Annotated in this window: 11 protein-coding genes; 6 read left to right on the forward strand and 5 right to left on the reverse strand. The window is 49.6% G+C overall.

Going from position 1 to position 12382, the window contains the following annotated elements; translation table 11 throughout:
- Positions 1–10: 10 nt before the first annotated feature.
- From yeiB to mglC, 5 genes are all read left to right on the forward strand, one after another.
- Positions 11–1168 carry a DUF418 domain-containing protein YeiB gene (yeiB, locus tag D6029_RS16325; protein WP_120065771.1) on the forward strand — a complete coding sequence of 386 codons (1158 nt, stop codon included), beginning with the start codon at positions 11–13 and terminating at the stop codon, positions 1166–1168.
- 156 nt (positions 1169–1324) lie between these two features.
- Positions 1325–2347: an HTH-type transcriptional regulator GalS gene (galS, locus tag D6029_RS16330; protein WP_120065772.1), complete on the forward strand. Its 1023-nt coding sequence runs from the start codon at positions 1325–1327 to the stop codon at positions 2345–2347.
- 289 nt (positions 2348–2636) lie between these two features.
- Positions 2637–3635 carry a galactose/glucose ABC transporter substrate-binding protein MglB gene (gene mglB, locus D6029_RS16335; protein WP_120065774.1) on the forward strand — a complete coding sequence of 333 codons (999 nt, stop codon included), beginning with the start codon at positions 2637–2639 and terminating at the stop codon, positions 3633–3635.
- A gap of 82 nt (positions 3636–3717) precedes the next feature.
- Positions 3718–5238: a galactose/methyl galactoside ABC transporter ATP-binding protein MglA gene (mglA, locus tag D6029_RS16340; protein ID WP_120065776.1), complete on the forward strand. Its 1521-nt coding sequence runs from the start codon at positions 3718–3720 to the stop codon at positions 5236–5238.
- 19 nt (positions 5239–5257) lie between these two features.
- Positions 5258–6268 (forward strand): galactose/methyl galactoside ABC transporter permease MglC, encoded by a 1011-nt coding sequence (gene mglC / locus D6029_RS16345; RefSeq protein ID WP_064559662.1) that lies wholly within the window; start codon positions 5258–5260, stop codon positions 6266–6268.
- Positions 6269–6439: 171 nt separating this feature from the next.
- On the opposite strand, the gene sanA is transcribed toward mglC, so the two are convergent.
- The 5 genes from sanA to ldtB all read right to left on the reverse strand — a co-directional run bounded on the left by sanA (position 6440) and on the right by ldtB (position 10491).
- Positions 6440–7159 (reverse strand): outer membrane permeability protein SanA, encoded by a 720-nt coding sequence (gene sanA, locus D6029_RS16350; protein ID WP_120065778.1) that lies wholly within the window; start codon positions 7157–7159, stop codon positions 6440–6442.
- Between the two features lie 131 nt (positions 7160–7290).
- Positions 7291–8175 carry a cytidine deaminase gene (cdd, locus tag D6029_RS16355; RefSeq protein ID WP_120065780.1) on the reverse strand — a complete coding sequence of 295 codons (885 nt, stop codon included), beginning with the start codon at positions 8173–8175 and terminating at the stop codon, positions 7291–7293.
- Positions 8176–8305: 130 nt separating this feature from the next.
- Complete coding sequence (locus D6029_RS16360) at positions 8306–9001, reverse strand: CidB/LrgB family autolysis modulator (protein ID WP_120065782.1); 696 nt, start codon at positions 8999–9001, stop codon at positions 8306–8308.
- Positions 8998–9399, reverse strand: coding sequence for a CidA/LrgA family protein (locus D6029_RS16365; RefSeq protein WP_120065784.1), 402 nt, complete (start codon positions 9397–9399; stop codon positions 8998–9000). The genes D6029_RS16360 and D6029_RS16365 overlap by 4 nt, the downstream gene beginning before the upstream one ends.
- A 171-nt stretch (positions 9400–9570) precedes the next feature.
- A complete protein-coding gene (ldtB, locus tag D6029_RS16370; protein WP_120065785.1) occupies positions 9571–10491 on the reverse strand; it encodes a L,D-transpeptidase in 921 nt (306 codons plus the stop codon).
- A gap of 234 nt (positions 10492–10725) precedes the next feature.
- Here ldtB and D6029_RS16375 point away from each other — a divergent pair, with 234 nt between their 5' ends.
- Positions 10726–12321, forward strand: coding sequence for an ABC-F family ATPase (locus D6029_RS16375; protein WP_120065787.1), 1596 nt, complete (start codon positions 10726–10728; stop codon positions 12319–12321).
- The last annotated feature ends 61 nt before the right edge of the window (positions 12322–12382 follow it).

A 12382-nucleotide genomic window follows, 5' to 3' on the forward strand; every position in this document is an offset into this window, starting at 1 on the left:
GGCAGGGTGTATGGAGCGGAATGTAACGCTGGATTTTGTCCGTGGCGTCGCTATTCTCGGCATCCTGCTGCTTAATATCGTGGCCTTCGGTTTACCGAAGGCGGCGTATCTCAATCCTGCCTGGGCCGGTACTGTTACCGACCGCGACGCCTGGACATGGGCAATTCTCGACGTTTTCGCTCAGGTCAAATTCCTCACGCTTTTCGCTCTCTTGTTCGGTGCGGGTTTGCAGATGTTGTTACATCGCGGCAAGCGCTGGATTCAGTCACGCCTGACGTTATTAGTTCTGCTCGGTTTCATGCACGGCATTTTGCTGTGGGATGGTGATATTTTGCTGGCCTATGGTTTAGTCGGCCTGGTGTGTTGGCGTCTGATTCGTGATGCACCGGGGATTCGCTCACTGTTTAATACCGGTGCGATGCTTTATCTCACAGGCGTGGGCGTGCTGCTGTTACTGGGCTTTATTTCAGGTGACGCGCCAAACCGCTCGTGGATACCGGATGCGGCCAATTTGCAGTATGAAAAGTGGTGGAAGCTGGGCGGCGGCACCGAAGCCATCAGCAATCGCATTGATCTTCTGTCGTCGAACTTAGTGGCGCTTGGCGCGCAGTATGGCTGGCAACTGGCGGGCATGATGCTAATGGGCGCGGCATTAATGCGCAGCGGTTGGTTGCGTGGCGAATTTAGTCTGCATCATTATCGCCGCACCGGTTTGTTCCTGATTGTGGTGGGTATGCTGATCAACATCCCGGCGATTTACGCGCAATGGCATGTCGGCTGGTCATATCGCTGGTGTGCTTTCTTGCTGCAAGCCCCGCGTGAACTGGGCGCGCCGTTTCAAACGATCGGTTATGCGGCGCTGGCATTTGGCTACTGGCCGCAGCTTTCACGTTTGTGGCTGGTTAACGCGGTGGCGCACGTCGGGCGCATGGCGCTTTCAAACTATTTACTGCAAACGGTGATTTGCACCACGCTCTTCTTCCGTATGGGCTGGTTCATGAAGTTTGACCGGTTAACCCTGCTGGCCGTGGTGCCTGCCGTCTGGGTTATTAACATTATTTTCTCCATGCTCTGGCTGCGTTTCTTCCGCCAGGGGCCTGTAGAATGGCTGTGGCGGCAACTAACCGCACGCGCCGCAGGGGTATCACTGAAACATCCAGCAAGATAATGATATACATCACAAACGTTAACGATATGTATGTAACCGTTTTCATTGATGTGATCATCCTCACGTAGTCATTTACAACTCACTGCCAAAATAGCCACCTTGCCAAATACAGGGTGCATTCATGAGACTTATTCCTCCAGCGTCAGGTCGATACCTATGATCACCATTCGTGACGTTGCCCGAATCGCCGGCGTCTCCGTGGCGACAGTATCCCGCGTACTCAATAACAGCGCATTAGTCAGCGCCGACACTCGTGAAAGTGTTATGCAGGCGGTGGCGCAACTGGGCTATCGCCCGAATGCCAACGCCCAGGCACTGGCGACGCAGGTCAGCGACACCATCGGCGTGGTGGTCATGGATGTGTCCGATCCGTTTTTTGGCGCACTAGTCAAAGCAGTGGATGTGGTAGCCCAGGAACACAACAAATATGTGCTCATCGGTAACAGCTATCACCAGGAAGAAAAAGAACGTCATGCCATCGAAGTGCTGATTCGTCAACGCTGTAATGCATTGATTGTTCATGCTAAAGCCTTAAGCGATCAAGAGTTAAGCGAATTCCTCGAACACATTCCAGGCATGGTGCTGGTTAACCGCATTGTGCCAGGTTTCGAGCATCGTTGCGTTGGGCTGGATAACGTCAGCGGTGCCTTGATGGCAACGCGAATGCTGTTTAATCAGGGCCATCAACGCATTGGTTATCTGGCCTCCAGCCATGCGATTGAAGATAACGCGCAGCGCCGGGAAGGGTGGATGCGTGGCATGACGGAGCAGGGAATTACACCGCCAGAAAGCTGGGTGGGCGTGGGTTCACCGGATATGCAGGGTGGCGAAGCGGCGATGGTGGAACTGCTTGGACGCAATCTGCAACTCAGTGCGGTGTTTGCCTACAACGACAGCATGGCTGCGGGCGCGTTAACGGCTTTGAAAGATAACGGTATTGTCGTGCCGCACCATGTTTCGGTGATTGGCTTTGATGACATTCCTATCGCGCGTTACACCGATCCGCAACTCACAACGGTGCGATACCCCATTGTTTCAATGGCGCGTCTGGCGACTGAACTGGCGTTACAGGGAGCAGCAGGCACGCTCGATAATGGTGCAACACACTGTTTTATGCCGACTTTAGTCCGTCGCCATTCTGTGGCTCCTCGGCAAATTGCGGCACCGATCACTCTCTGAATAAAGTCTTTGATGTAACCGGTTTCAATTTGTGAGTAAATTCACAGTTAATTAACATTGCCATGACTATGATGTCAGCGTTTTATCAGCTGAAACTATATGTAACGGTGATTAATCAGTTTACGTATATGTATTAGGCCAAAACTATCAATAAAAGCAGTTATGGATCGTTACAGAACACGGAAGAGTTTTTTAACAGAGAAAAATTTTCGGCATTCAGTAACGTTTTCATAACAATGCTGCCTGCCTGAATACCACTGAACTACCCTGCAAAAAAACCGGAGATACCATGAATAAGAAGGTTTTGACCCTGTCCGCCGTTATGTCTTGCATGTTGTTTGGCGCAGCCGCTCATGCAGCTGATACTCGTATCGGTGTGACCATTTATAAATACGACGATAACTTTATGTCGGTCGTGCGCAAGGCAATCGAAAAAGACGCAAAAGCTTCACCAGACGTTGAACTGCTGATGAACGACTCCCAGAATGACCAATCCAAGCAGAACGATCAGATTGACGTGCTGTTGGCTAAAGGCGTGAAAGCTCTGGCAATCAACCTGGTTGACCCGGCAGCGGCTGGCACGGTTATTGAAAAAGCCCGTGGTCAGAACATTCCAATCGTTTTCTATAACAAAGAACCTTCACGTAAAGCGCTGGACAGCTACGACAAGGCTTACTACGTAGGTACTGACTCTAAAGAATCAGGCATCATTCAGGGCGACCTGATTGCTAAACACTGGGCAGCAAACCCAGCGTGGGATCTGAACAAAGACGGCCAGGTACAGTTCGTACTGCTGAAAGGCGAGCCAGGCCACCCGGATGCTGAAGCGCGTACCACTTACGTTATCAAAGAGCTGAACACCAAGGGCCTGAAAACCCAACAGCTGCAGTTAGATACCGCAATGTGGGATACCGCTCAGGCTAAAGATAAGATGGACGCATGGCTGTCTGGCCCGAACGCTAACAAAATCGAAGTGGTTATCGCCAACAACGATGCGATGGCAATGGGTGCTGTAGAAGCGCTGAAAGCACACAACAAATCTTCTATTCCAGTATTCGGTGTGGATGCCCTGCCAGAAGCGCTGGCAATGGTTAAATCTGGCGCAATGGCCGGTACTGTTCTGAACGATGCGAACAACCAGGCTAAAGCCACCTTCGATCTGGCGAAAAACCTGGCCGATGGTAAGCCTGCTGCTGACGGTACTAAGTGGAAGATCGAGAATAAAATCGTTCGTATCCCTTACGTCGGCGTTGACCAAAGCAACCTGGCTGAATTTACGGGTAAATAAGTTAGACAGTGATTACCGGGCGCAGATTCGCGCCCGGTATCAAACCTGATACTCAGTGACACTATTGGAACCAGGTATAATTATGGTCGACAATAATACAAATCAATCGTCGGAATTTTTGTTGGAAATGACCAACATTAATAAATCATTCCCCGGCGTTAAGGCACTGGATAATGTTAATTTAAAAGTCCGTCCTCATTCCATTCACGCATTAATGGGAGAGAACGGTGCAGGTAAGTCAACATTATTAAAATGTCTTTTTGGGATCTACAGCAAAGATTCCGGCAGCATCCTTTTCCAGGGGCAAGAAATTAACTTTTCCAGCACTAAAGAAGCGCTGGAAAATGGTATCTCAATGGTGCACCAGGAATTAAACCTGGTTTTACAACGTACCGTCATGGATAACATGTGGTTGGGACGCTATCCAACCAAAGGTGTGTTTGTCGATCAGGACAAAATGTACCGTGATACCAAGCATATTTTCGACGAGCTGGATATTGATATTGACCCTAAAGCACGAGTGGGCACTTTATCAGTATCGCAAATGCAGATGATCGAAATTGCCAAAGCGTTTTCTTACAATGCCAAAATCGTCATTATGGATGAGCCAACATCCTCATTGACCGAAAAGGAAGTTAATCACCTTTTCAAAATCATTCGTAAGTTAAAAGAGCGTGGCTGCGGTATCGTTTATATCTCTCACAAAATGGAAGAGATCTTCCAACTTTGCGATGAAATCACCATTTTGCGTGACGGACAGTGGATTGCCACTCAGCCATTAGAAGGGCTGGACATGGATAAAATTATTTCCATGATGGTAGGTCGCTCCCTGAACCAACGCTTCCCGACGAAAGAAAACGTGCCGGGCGAAGTGATTATGGAAGTGCGTAACCTCACTTCTTTGCGCCAGCCTTCCATTCGTGATGTCTCCTTCGATTTACACAAAGGGGAAATTCTTGGGATTGCCGGTCTGGTCGGTGCAAAACGTACTGACATTGTTGAAACATTATTTGGTATCCGTGAGAAATCAGACGGAACCATTATGTTGCACGGCAAAAAGATCAATAACCATTCCGCGAATGAAGCGATTAACCATGGTTTTGCATTAGTGACTGAAGAGCGTCGCTCAACAGGTATTTATGCTTATCTGGATATCGGTTTTAACTCGCTGATTTCTAATATTCGCAATTATAAAAATAAAGTCGGCTTGTTGGATAACTCGCGTATGAAAAGCGATACCCAATGGGTTATTGACTCTATGCGTGTAAAAACGCCAGGTCACCGTACCTCTATTGGTTCGTTGTCCGGTGGTAACCAACAAAAAGTTATTATTGGCCGTTGGTTATTAACACAGCCAGAAATTTTAATGTTAGATGAGCCAACTCGCGGGATTGATGTCGGCGCTAAATTTGAAATTTATCAGCTTATTGCTGAGCTTGCCAAAAAAGGGAAAGGAATCATTATTATTTCGTCCGAAATGCCGGAGTTGTTAGGGATTACAGATCGTATCCTGGTAATGAGCAATGGTCTTGTTGCAGGAATTGTAGACACTAAAACAACCACGCAGAACGAAATATTACGTCTTGCGTCTGTGCACCTTTGATAATTTAGGGGCTATTAAAATGAGTGCGTTAAATAAGAAAAGTTTTCTAACTTATCTGAAAGAAGGCGGCATTTATGTCGTATTGCTGGTTCTGCTGGCGATTATTATTTTCCAGGATCCTACGTTTTTAAGCTTAATGAACTTAAGTAACATTCTGACCCAATCTTCGGTGCGTATTATTATCGCGCTGGGTGTAGCGGGGCTGATTGTGACACAAGGTACTGACCTGTCAGCAGGTCGCCAGGTGGGTCTGGCGGCGGTGGTGGCGGCAACGCTGCTGCAATCCATGGAAAACGTGAACAAAGTTTTCCCTGAGATGAGCACCATGCCGATTCCGGTTGTTATCCTGATTGTTTGTGCCATCGGCGCAATCATCGGCCTGGTGAACGGGATTATCATTGCTTACCTGAATGTGACGCCGTTTATCACCACCCTGGGTACGATGATCATCGTTTATGGTATCAACTCCCTGTATTACGATTTTGTTGGTGCATCGCCAATTGCCGGGTTCGATAGCGGGTTCTCGACCTTTACCCAGGGCTTTATCAAGATGGGTAACTTTAAGCTCTCGTACATCACGTTCTATGCGTTGATTGCGATTGGCTTTGTCTGGATTCTGTGGAACAAAACGCGCTTTGGTAAGAACATCTTCGCCATCGGAGGTAACCCGGAAGCGGCTAAAGTTTCTGGTGTAAACGTCGCTCTCAACCTGATCATGATTTATGCGCTGTCTGGTGTGTTCTACGCGTTCGGCGGGATGCTGGAAGCGGGCCGTATCGGCTCTGCGACTAACAACCTCGGCTTTATGTACGAACTCGATGCGATTGCGGCGTGCGTGGTAGGCGGCGTGTCATTCAGCGGCGGCGTGGGGACGGTTGTCGGCGTGGTGACTGGTGTGATCATCTTCACCGTTATCAACTACGGCCTGACGTATATCGGCGTGAACCCTTACTGGCAGTACATTATTAAGGGCGCGATTATTATCTTCGCGGTTGCGTTGGATTCCCTAAAATACGCTCGTAAGAAGTAAGTTATACCCCTCACCCCGGCCCTCTCCCCAAAGGGGCGAGGGGGAAAAGCAAGTTCGCTCTCCTCAAATGGGCGAGGGGGAAAAGCAAGTTCCCTCTTCTCAAATGGGCGAGGGGAAAAGAAAGTTCCCTCTCCCTCAGGGAGAGGGCTAGGGTGAGGGTAAAATCCCCGTTTATTTCTTCTCTTTCTTCTGCAATTCCAATAACTGCTCAGGCGTTACCGCCGGATAAGCTTGCGCATCTTCTGGCACTTCATGCATAGCAGGAATCGGCACTAGCGGCCCAAGGAAACGCGGCTCGCGCTTGAAAAGATACAAATCTGCCAGCGCACCCAAACGCGCGCCAAACTCCCGGATACGCACCGTCATCATATTCTTCGGCGAAGGCACGGCATAACACTGCGCTTGAATCCCCATATGCAGGGCGATAAACAGCGCGCGTTCACAATGGAAACGCTGAGTAATAATAATAAAATCGTTGGTATCAAAGACTTTACGGGTACGAACGATGGAATCCAGCGTTCGGAAACCAGCGTAATCGAGCACGATATCGGCGGGATCAACACCGCCAGCAATCAAATCTTTACGCATGGTCATCGGTTCGTTGTAGCTTTGCAGCGCATTATCTCCGCTCAGCAGCAGGTAATTCACTTTGCCGCTGTTATAGGCATTCAACGCGCCCTGAATACGGAATTGGTAATACTGATTAATCACGCCGGTGCGGTAATACTTGGCGGTGCCCAGCACCACGCCAACCTGGCGGTAGGGCAAGTCTTGCAGTTCGTCGTAGACGTAAGGCGCCGTTTTCCAGCTTATCCAGCGGTCAAGACACAGCGCAGCCACCACAGCCAAGCCGATGATAACCAACAGGCTATAAAACAAGCGCTTCAACATGGACTTGCGGCTCAATAAAGGGATGAAATTTTATCCAAGGCTACTTTACCTGGGGGGGAAGAGCAAGATTCCGGGAATTGGTTGAATTAAAAATCACCAATGCGGGCGTAATCACGCCCGCAAAGTGCGCATTAATTCAGAAGTGTGCGGTCGATATTCATGCAGCCCAATGCTTTCAACGTCGCAGCGGTAGCATCCCACTGCGTCAATGGCGCTTCGGCTTTTTCCGCCAGAATGGCGCGCTGAATTTCGTTGTAGTCATAGCCTGAAAGACTGAGCAAATTCAATGCAGCTTGCAACGGCGGCAGGGAAGGGTTGAAGGCGGCGTTTTCCGCATAGCTGCCTGTGAAAATCGTCCCGTCGCGCATTTCCAGTGCCACACCCGCAGGAGCGTTACTGTAAGGCGCATGGCTACGGTTAGCAGCTGAGATGGCAGCATGGCTGAGTTCGTCACCTTGCAGCGCAAAGCCATGATCCTGTTCATCAAGCAACAGCGTTTTGATGTCTAAATCGCGTGGGCCAAATGCATCCGGCAGATAATCGCCGAGCGTTGCAGGCTTACGGCCTGGCAGATTAATACGCAGCGCCACGCCGCTGTTAAGTTCGTTCATAAACTGGCGGCAGTGACCGCACGGTGTGTAGTTAACGGTAATTGCGACCAGCGCTTTTTCACCGCGCATCCATGCGTGAGTAATCGCACTTTGTTCGGCGTGAACGGTTTGCTGCATGGTGGAGCCAAGAAACTCCATATTGCCGCCGAAATAGAGATTACCACTGACGCCACGAGCTACCGCACCGACATAGAACTGTGATAAATCCGCACGCGCACAGGCGGCTGCCAGAGGCAGCAGCGCAAATGCCAGCGCATCATCATCAAGCCCGGTCTGGGTTTTCAGTGATGCCACTTCCGTTGCGCTAAACATCGCTGGAAAATGATCACCCGTAAGCAAGGGTTGCAAAGCGGCTTGCAGTGAAGCCGGGAGTTGTGCGAGAGCAGCCTGAAAACGTGAGCGCATAAATAGTAGCCTCATAACAAGTGAATGAATCGTAGTTTACGGTTCTGTATGGGCTTTATATGTGATCTTTCTCTAATTACAAATGCAACATATGAAATAAAGAATGAAATTGCGCGATCTCTCGCAAGTTTTAACCAAACATGGCTAAAAGCACCGGGAATAAGAACGGGGCAATCAGCGAAGTCATGATGCCGCAAATCACCAGCGCCAGTGAGCTGAACGCGCCTTCCTGGAAATCCAGTTCCGCACAGCGTGCAGTCCCCAGTGCGTGGGATGCTGCGCCCATCGACAGGCCACGAGAGGCTTTGGTTGAAATACGCATCAGGTTCAAAAGAGTGTGGCCAAATACCGCGCCAAGAATACCGACGAAAATTACGCACACGGCGCTGATTGCCGGTATGCCGCCGATGCTGCCGCCCACCGCCATCGCAATCGGTGTGGTGACAGACTTAGGCATAATTGACGCGGCGATTTGCGGTGTCGCACCCATTAATAATGCAACGGATGTCCCGGAAACCATCGCCACCATGCTGCCAATAAAACAGATGGTAATAATGGATTTCCAGCGTGCGCGAATCTGGTGAAGCTGTTCGTACAGCGGGAACGCGAGGGCAACTACTGCGGGTTGCAGTAAATCGTTCAACACTTTACTGCCCGCAAAATAGTGATCGTACGGCGTGCCGGTAAACACCAGAATCGGGATGATCACAATCATTGAAACTAATAACGGGTTCAGCAGTGGCGATTTAAAACGCATACCGATTTGGCGGGCGAGAAAGAAAGTCACCAGCGTTAAAGGTAAAGACCACCAGATATGATGCATCATTTTGTTTCGCCCTCGTTTTCACCGACTACTTTGCGCTCACCGTGTACTAAATGAGAACTCCAGCTCACGACAACTAACACCACTAAGGTACTGATAAAACAGGAAACCACGACCGGGCCAAATTGCTGCTTTATCACATCGACATATTGCATGACGCCTACGCCAATCGGCACAAACAACAGCGCCATATAGCGAATCAACAAATGGCAACTCGGTTTAACCCATTTGGCTGGCAGGATTTGCAGCGACAGCAGAATAAACAGAATCAGCATGCCAATAATACTGCCGGGAATGGTAATTGGCAGAAGGGCAGCAATGGCAATGCCTGCATATAAGCATATGTAAATTAAGATAAATGAACGCAGGTACTGCCAGACAACGGTGAGCAAGTTACGCATGGTGATGACCCTTTAAGAAACGCATTCATCATACAATTAAAGCTTAAAATGTGCTACCGATCACATCATGAATTATGAGCATACCAAAGATTCCAAATTGGAACGTTCCAGATTGTTTTAGACATAAAAAAAGCGACCCGAAGGTCGCTTCTTAAAACTCGAAAGTTTCGATTAGTTCAAACGCACCGGCATACCGGAACGGCTTTGAATTGCCTGGTCCAGAACAGTGCTGTCAACGTCAGGCTGAGCGGTGATAGCCGTCACGTTGCTTTTCAGCGTGATTGGCACGATCTCAGTTGAGTTGAACTGCTCTTCAGTGGTGGACAGTGGGTTATGCACTTCCACATAGCGCGTGCCATCTGGCTCAACGGTGGCTTTCACCGCTTCATTGATGAACTGAACGCGCGTACCGACTGGCACTTTCTCGAACAGGAATTTGATGTCTTCGTTACGAAGACGCACACAACCGTGGCTCACGCGCAGGCCGATACCAAAGTTGGCGTTGGTGCCGTGAATCGCATACAGGCGACCGATATACAGTGCGTAAAGACCCATCGGGTTGTCCGGGCCAGCAGGAACAACGGCTGGCAGTGGCGTACCGGCAGCGATGTATTCCGCATGCATTTTCGCAGTTGGAGTCCAGGTCGGGCCTGCTTTCTTACGCTCAACTTTAGTCGTCCAGTTCAGCGGGGTGTCTTTGCCCAACTGGCCGATACCGATTGGCAGCACGATAACCGTGTTGGTGCCAGCCGGGTAATAATAAAGGCGCATTTCAGCACTGTTAATCACGATACCTTCATGAACGGTATCCGGCAGAATTAACTGCTGAGGAATGTTCAGGATGGTGCCAGGCTTTGGCAGATACGGGTCAACACCTGGGTTCGCTTCCAGCATGTTGGAAAGACCCATCTGGTAACGTGCGGCATATTCTTCCAGCGGCGCAGTGCTGCCTTCAGGAATAGTAACAACCTGGTTTTGACCAATCAGACGGCTACCATCGGTTGGCAGAGGATAGGTCACGGCAGAAGCTGTCTTACTGAAAGACACGACAGCCACAAATGCCAGTAAAATTGTGCGTAGTTTCATATTCATGTTATGTGAAGTATTTCTGGCCATGCAGGCTATTGAGTTAGGAAACGGAGCGATTTAAGCGCGCATTATATGTGCATTCCATCGACCTGGGAAATCAGATGTGGATTAAATCACACTTTTTTGCACATTGATTATTTTATCACCAGCGCACAAGCAGAGCGATCTGCACGTTGAGTTATGGCATAATGTGCCCGATCTCACATATTAAATAACTTATTTTACCAGGACATCTCTGTGCTAGTTTCCAGTAACGTCACAATGCAGTTCGGCAGTAAGCCGTTGTTTGAAAATATTTCTGTCAAATTTGGCGGCGGCAACCGTTACGGCTTGATCGGCGCTAACGGTAGCGGCAAGTCTACCTTTATGAAGATCCTCGGTGGCGATTTAGAGCCAACGCTGGGTAACGTATCACTCGATCCTAACGAGCGTATCGGTAAGTTGCGCCAGGATCAGTTCGCCTTTGAAAAGTTCACCGTTCTCGACACGGTGATCATGGGCCACGCTGAACTTTGGGAAGTCAAAGAAGAGCGCGACCGCATTTATGCACTGCCTGAGATGAGCGAAGAAGACGGCTATAAAGTCGCCGATCTGGAAGTTCTGTATGGCGAAATGGACGGTTACACCGCCGAAGCGCGCGCCGGCGAACTGCTGCTTGGCGTTGGGATTCCAGTAGAACAGCATTACGGCCCGATGAGCGAAGTTGCTCCAGGCTGGAAACTGCGTGTGCTTTTGGCACAGGCGCTGTTCTCAAATCCAGAAATTCTGCTGCTCGATGAACCGACGAACAACCTGGACATCGACACCATTCGTTGGCTGGAAAGCGTGCTTAACGAACGTAACAGCACCATGATCATCATCTCGCACGACCGTCACTTCCTGAACATGGTTTGTACCCACATGGCGGATCTGGACTACGGCGAGCTGCGTGTTTATCCAGGCAACTACGACGAATACATGACGGCGGCGACACAAGCGCGTGAGCGTTTGATTTCTGATAACGCGAAGAAAAAAGCGCAAATCGCTGACCTGCAATCCTTCGTTAGCCGCTTTAGTGCCAACGCCTCGAAATCTCGCCAGGCGACTTCTCGTGCGCGTCAGATTGATAAAATCAAACTCGACGAAGTTAAAGCCTCAAGCCGTCAGAATCCGTTCATCCGCTTCGAGCAGGACAAAAAACTGTTCCGTAACGCGCTGGAAGTGGAGTCCGTGGCAAAAGGCTTTGATAACGGCCCGCTGTTCAAAGGCGTTAACATGCTGCTGGAAGTGGGTGAGAAGCTCGCGATTCTGGGTACCAACGGCGTGGGTAAATCTACCCTGCTGAAAACTCTGGTTGGCGAATTTGCTCCAGACGCTGGTACGGTGAAATGGTCTGAAAACGTGCAAATCGGTTATTACGCACAGGATCACGAATACGAGTTTGAAAACAACCTGACGGTGTTTGACTGGATGAGCCAGTGGATGCAAGAAGGCGACGACGAGCAAGCAGTGCGTAGCATCCTGGGCCGTCTGCTGTTCAGCCAGGACGATATTAAAAAGCCTGCGAAGGTGCTGTCCGGTGGTGAGAAAGGCCGCATGTTGTTTGGTAAGTTGATGATGGAGCGTCCGAACGTTCTGATCATGGATGAACCGACCAACCACCTGGATATGGAATCCATTGAATCGCTGAACATGGCGCTGGAAATGTACCCAGGCACGCTGATCTTCGTTTCTCACGACCGTGAATTTGTTAGCTCGCTGGCAACGCGTGTGATTGAGATTACGCCAGAACGTGTGATTGACTTTACCGGTGGGTATGAAGATTACCTGCGTAGTAAAGGTATTGATAACTAAGTTTTTCGCTTAAAAGGCCCTCACCCTAACCCTCTCCCCCAGGAGAGGGAATTAACGGTTT

Origin of the sequence: Buttiauxella izardii, from assembly GCF_003601925.1 — a bacterium.
Taxonomy (GTDB): domain Bacteria; phylum Pseudomonadota; class Gammaproteobacteria; order Enterobacterales; family Enterobacteriaceae; genus Buttiauxella; species Buttiauxella izardii.

Excerpts from the sequence above, each read along its gene's own strand:
- yeiB (WP_120065771.1), top strand. The coding sequence starts at position 11 with ATGGAGCGGAATGTAACGCTGGATTTTGTCCGTGGCGTCGCTATTCTC.
- galS (WP_120065772.1), top strand. The coding sequence starts at position 1,325 with ATGATCACCATTCGTGACGTTGCCCGAATCGCCGGCGTCTCCGTGGCG.
- mglB (WP_120065774.1), top strand. The coding sequence starts at position 2,637 with ATGAATAAGAAGGTTTTGACCCTGTCCGCCGTTATGTCTTGCATGTTG.
- mglA (WP_120065776.1), top strand. The coding sequence starts at position 3,718 with ATGGTCGACAATAATACAAATCAATCGTCGGAATTTTTGTTGGAAATG.
- mglC (WP_064559662.1), top strand. The coding sequence starts at position 5,258 with ATGAGTGCGTTAAATAAGAAAAGTTTTCTAACTTATCTGAAAGAAGGC.
- sanA (WP_120065778.1), bottom strand. The coding sequence starts at position 7,159 with ATGTTGAAGCGCTTGTTTTATAGCCTGTTGGTTATCATCGGCTTGGCT.
- cdd (WP_120065780.1), bottom strand. The coding sequence starts at position 8,175 with ATGCGCTCACGTTTTCAGGCTGCTCTCGCACAACTCCCGGCTTCACTG.
- D6029_RS16360 (WP_120065782.1), bottom strand. The coding sequence starts at position 9,001 with ATGATGCATCATATCTGGTGGTCTTTACCTTTAACGCTGGTGACTTTC.
- D6029_RS16365 (WP_120065784.1), bottom strand. The coding sequence starts at position 9,399 with ATGCGTAACTTGCTCACCGTTGTCTGGCAGTACCTGCGTTCATTTATC.
- ldtB (WP_120065785.1), bottom strand. The coding sequence starts at position 10,491 with ATGAATATGAAACTACGCACAATTTTACTGGCATTTGTGGCTGTCGTG.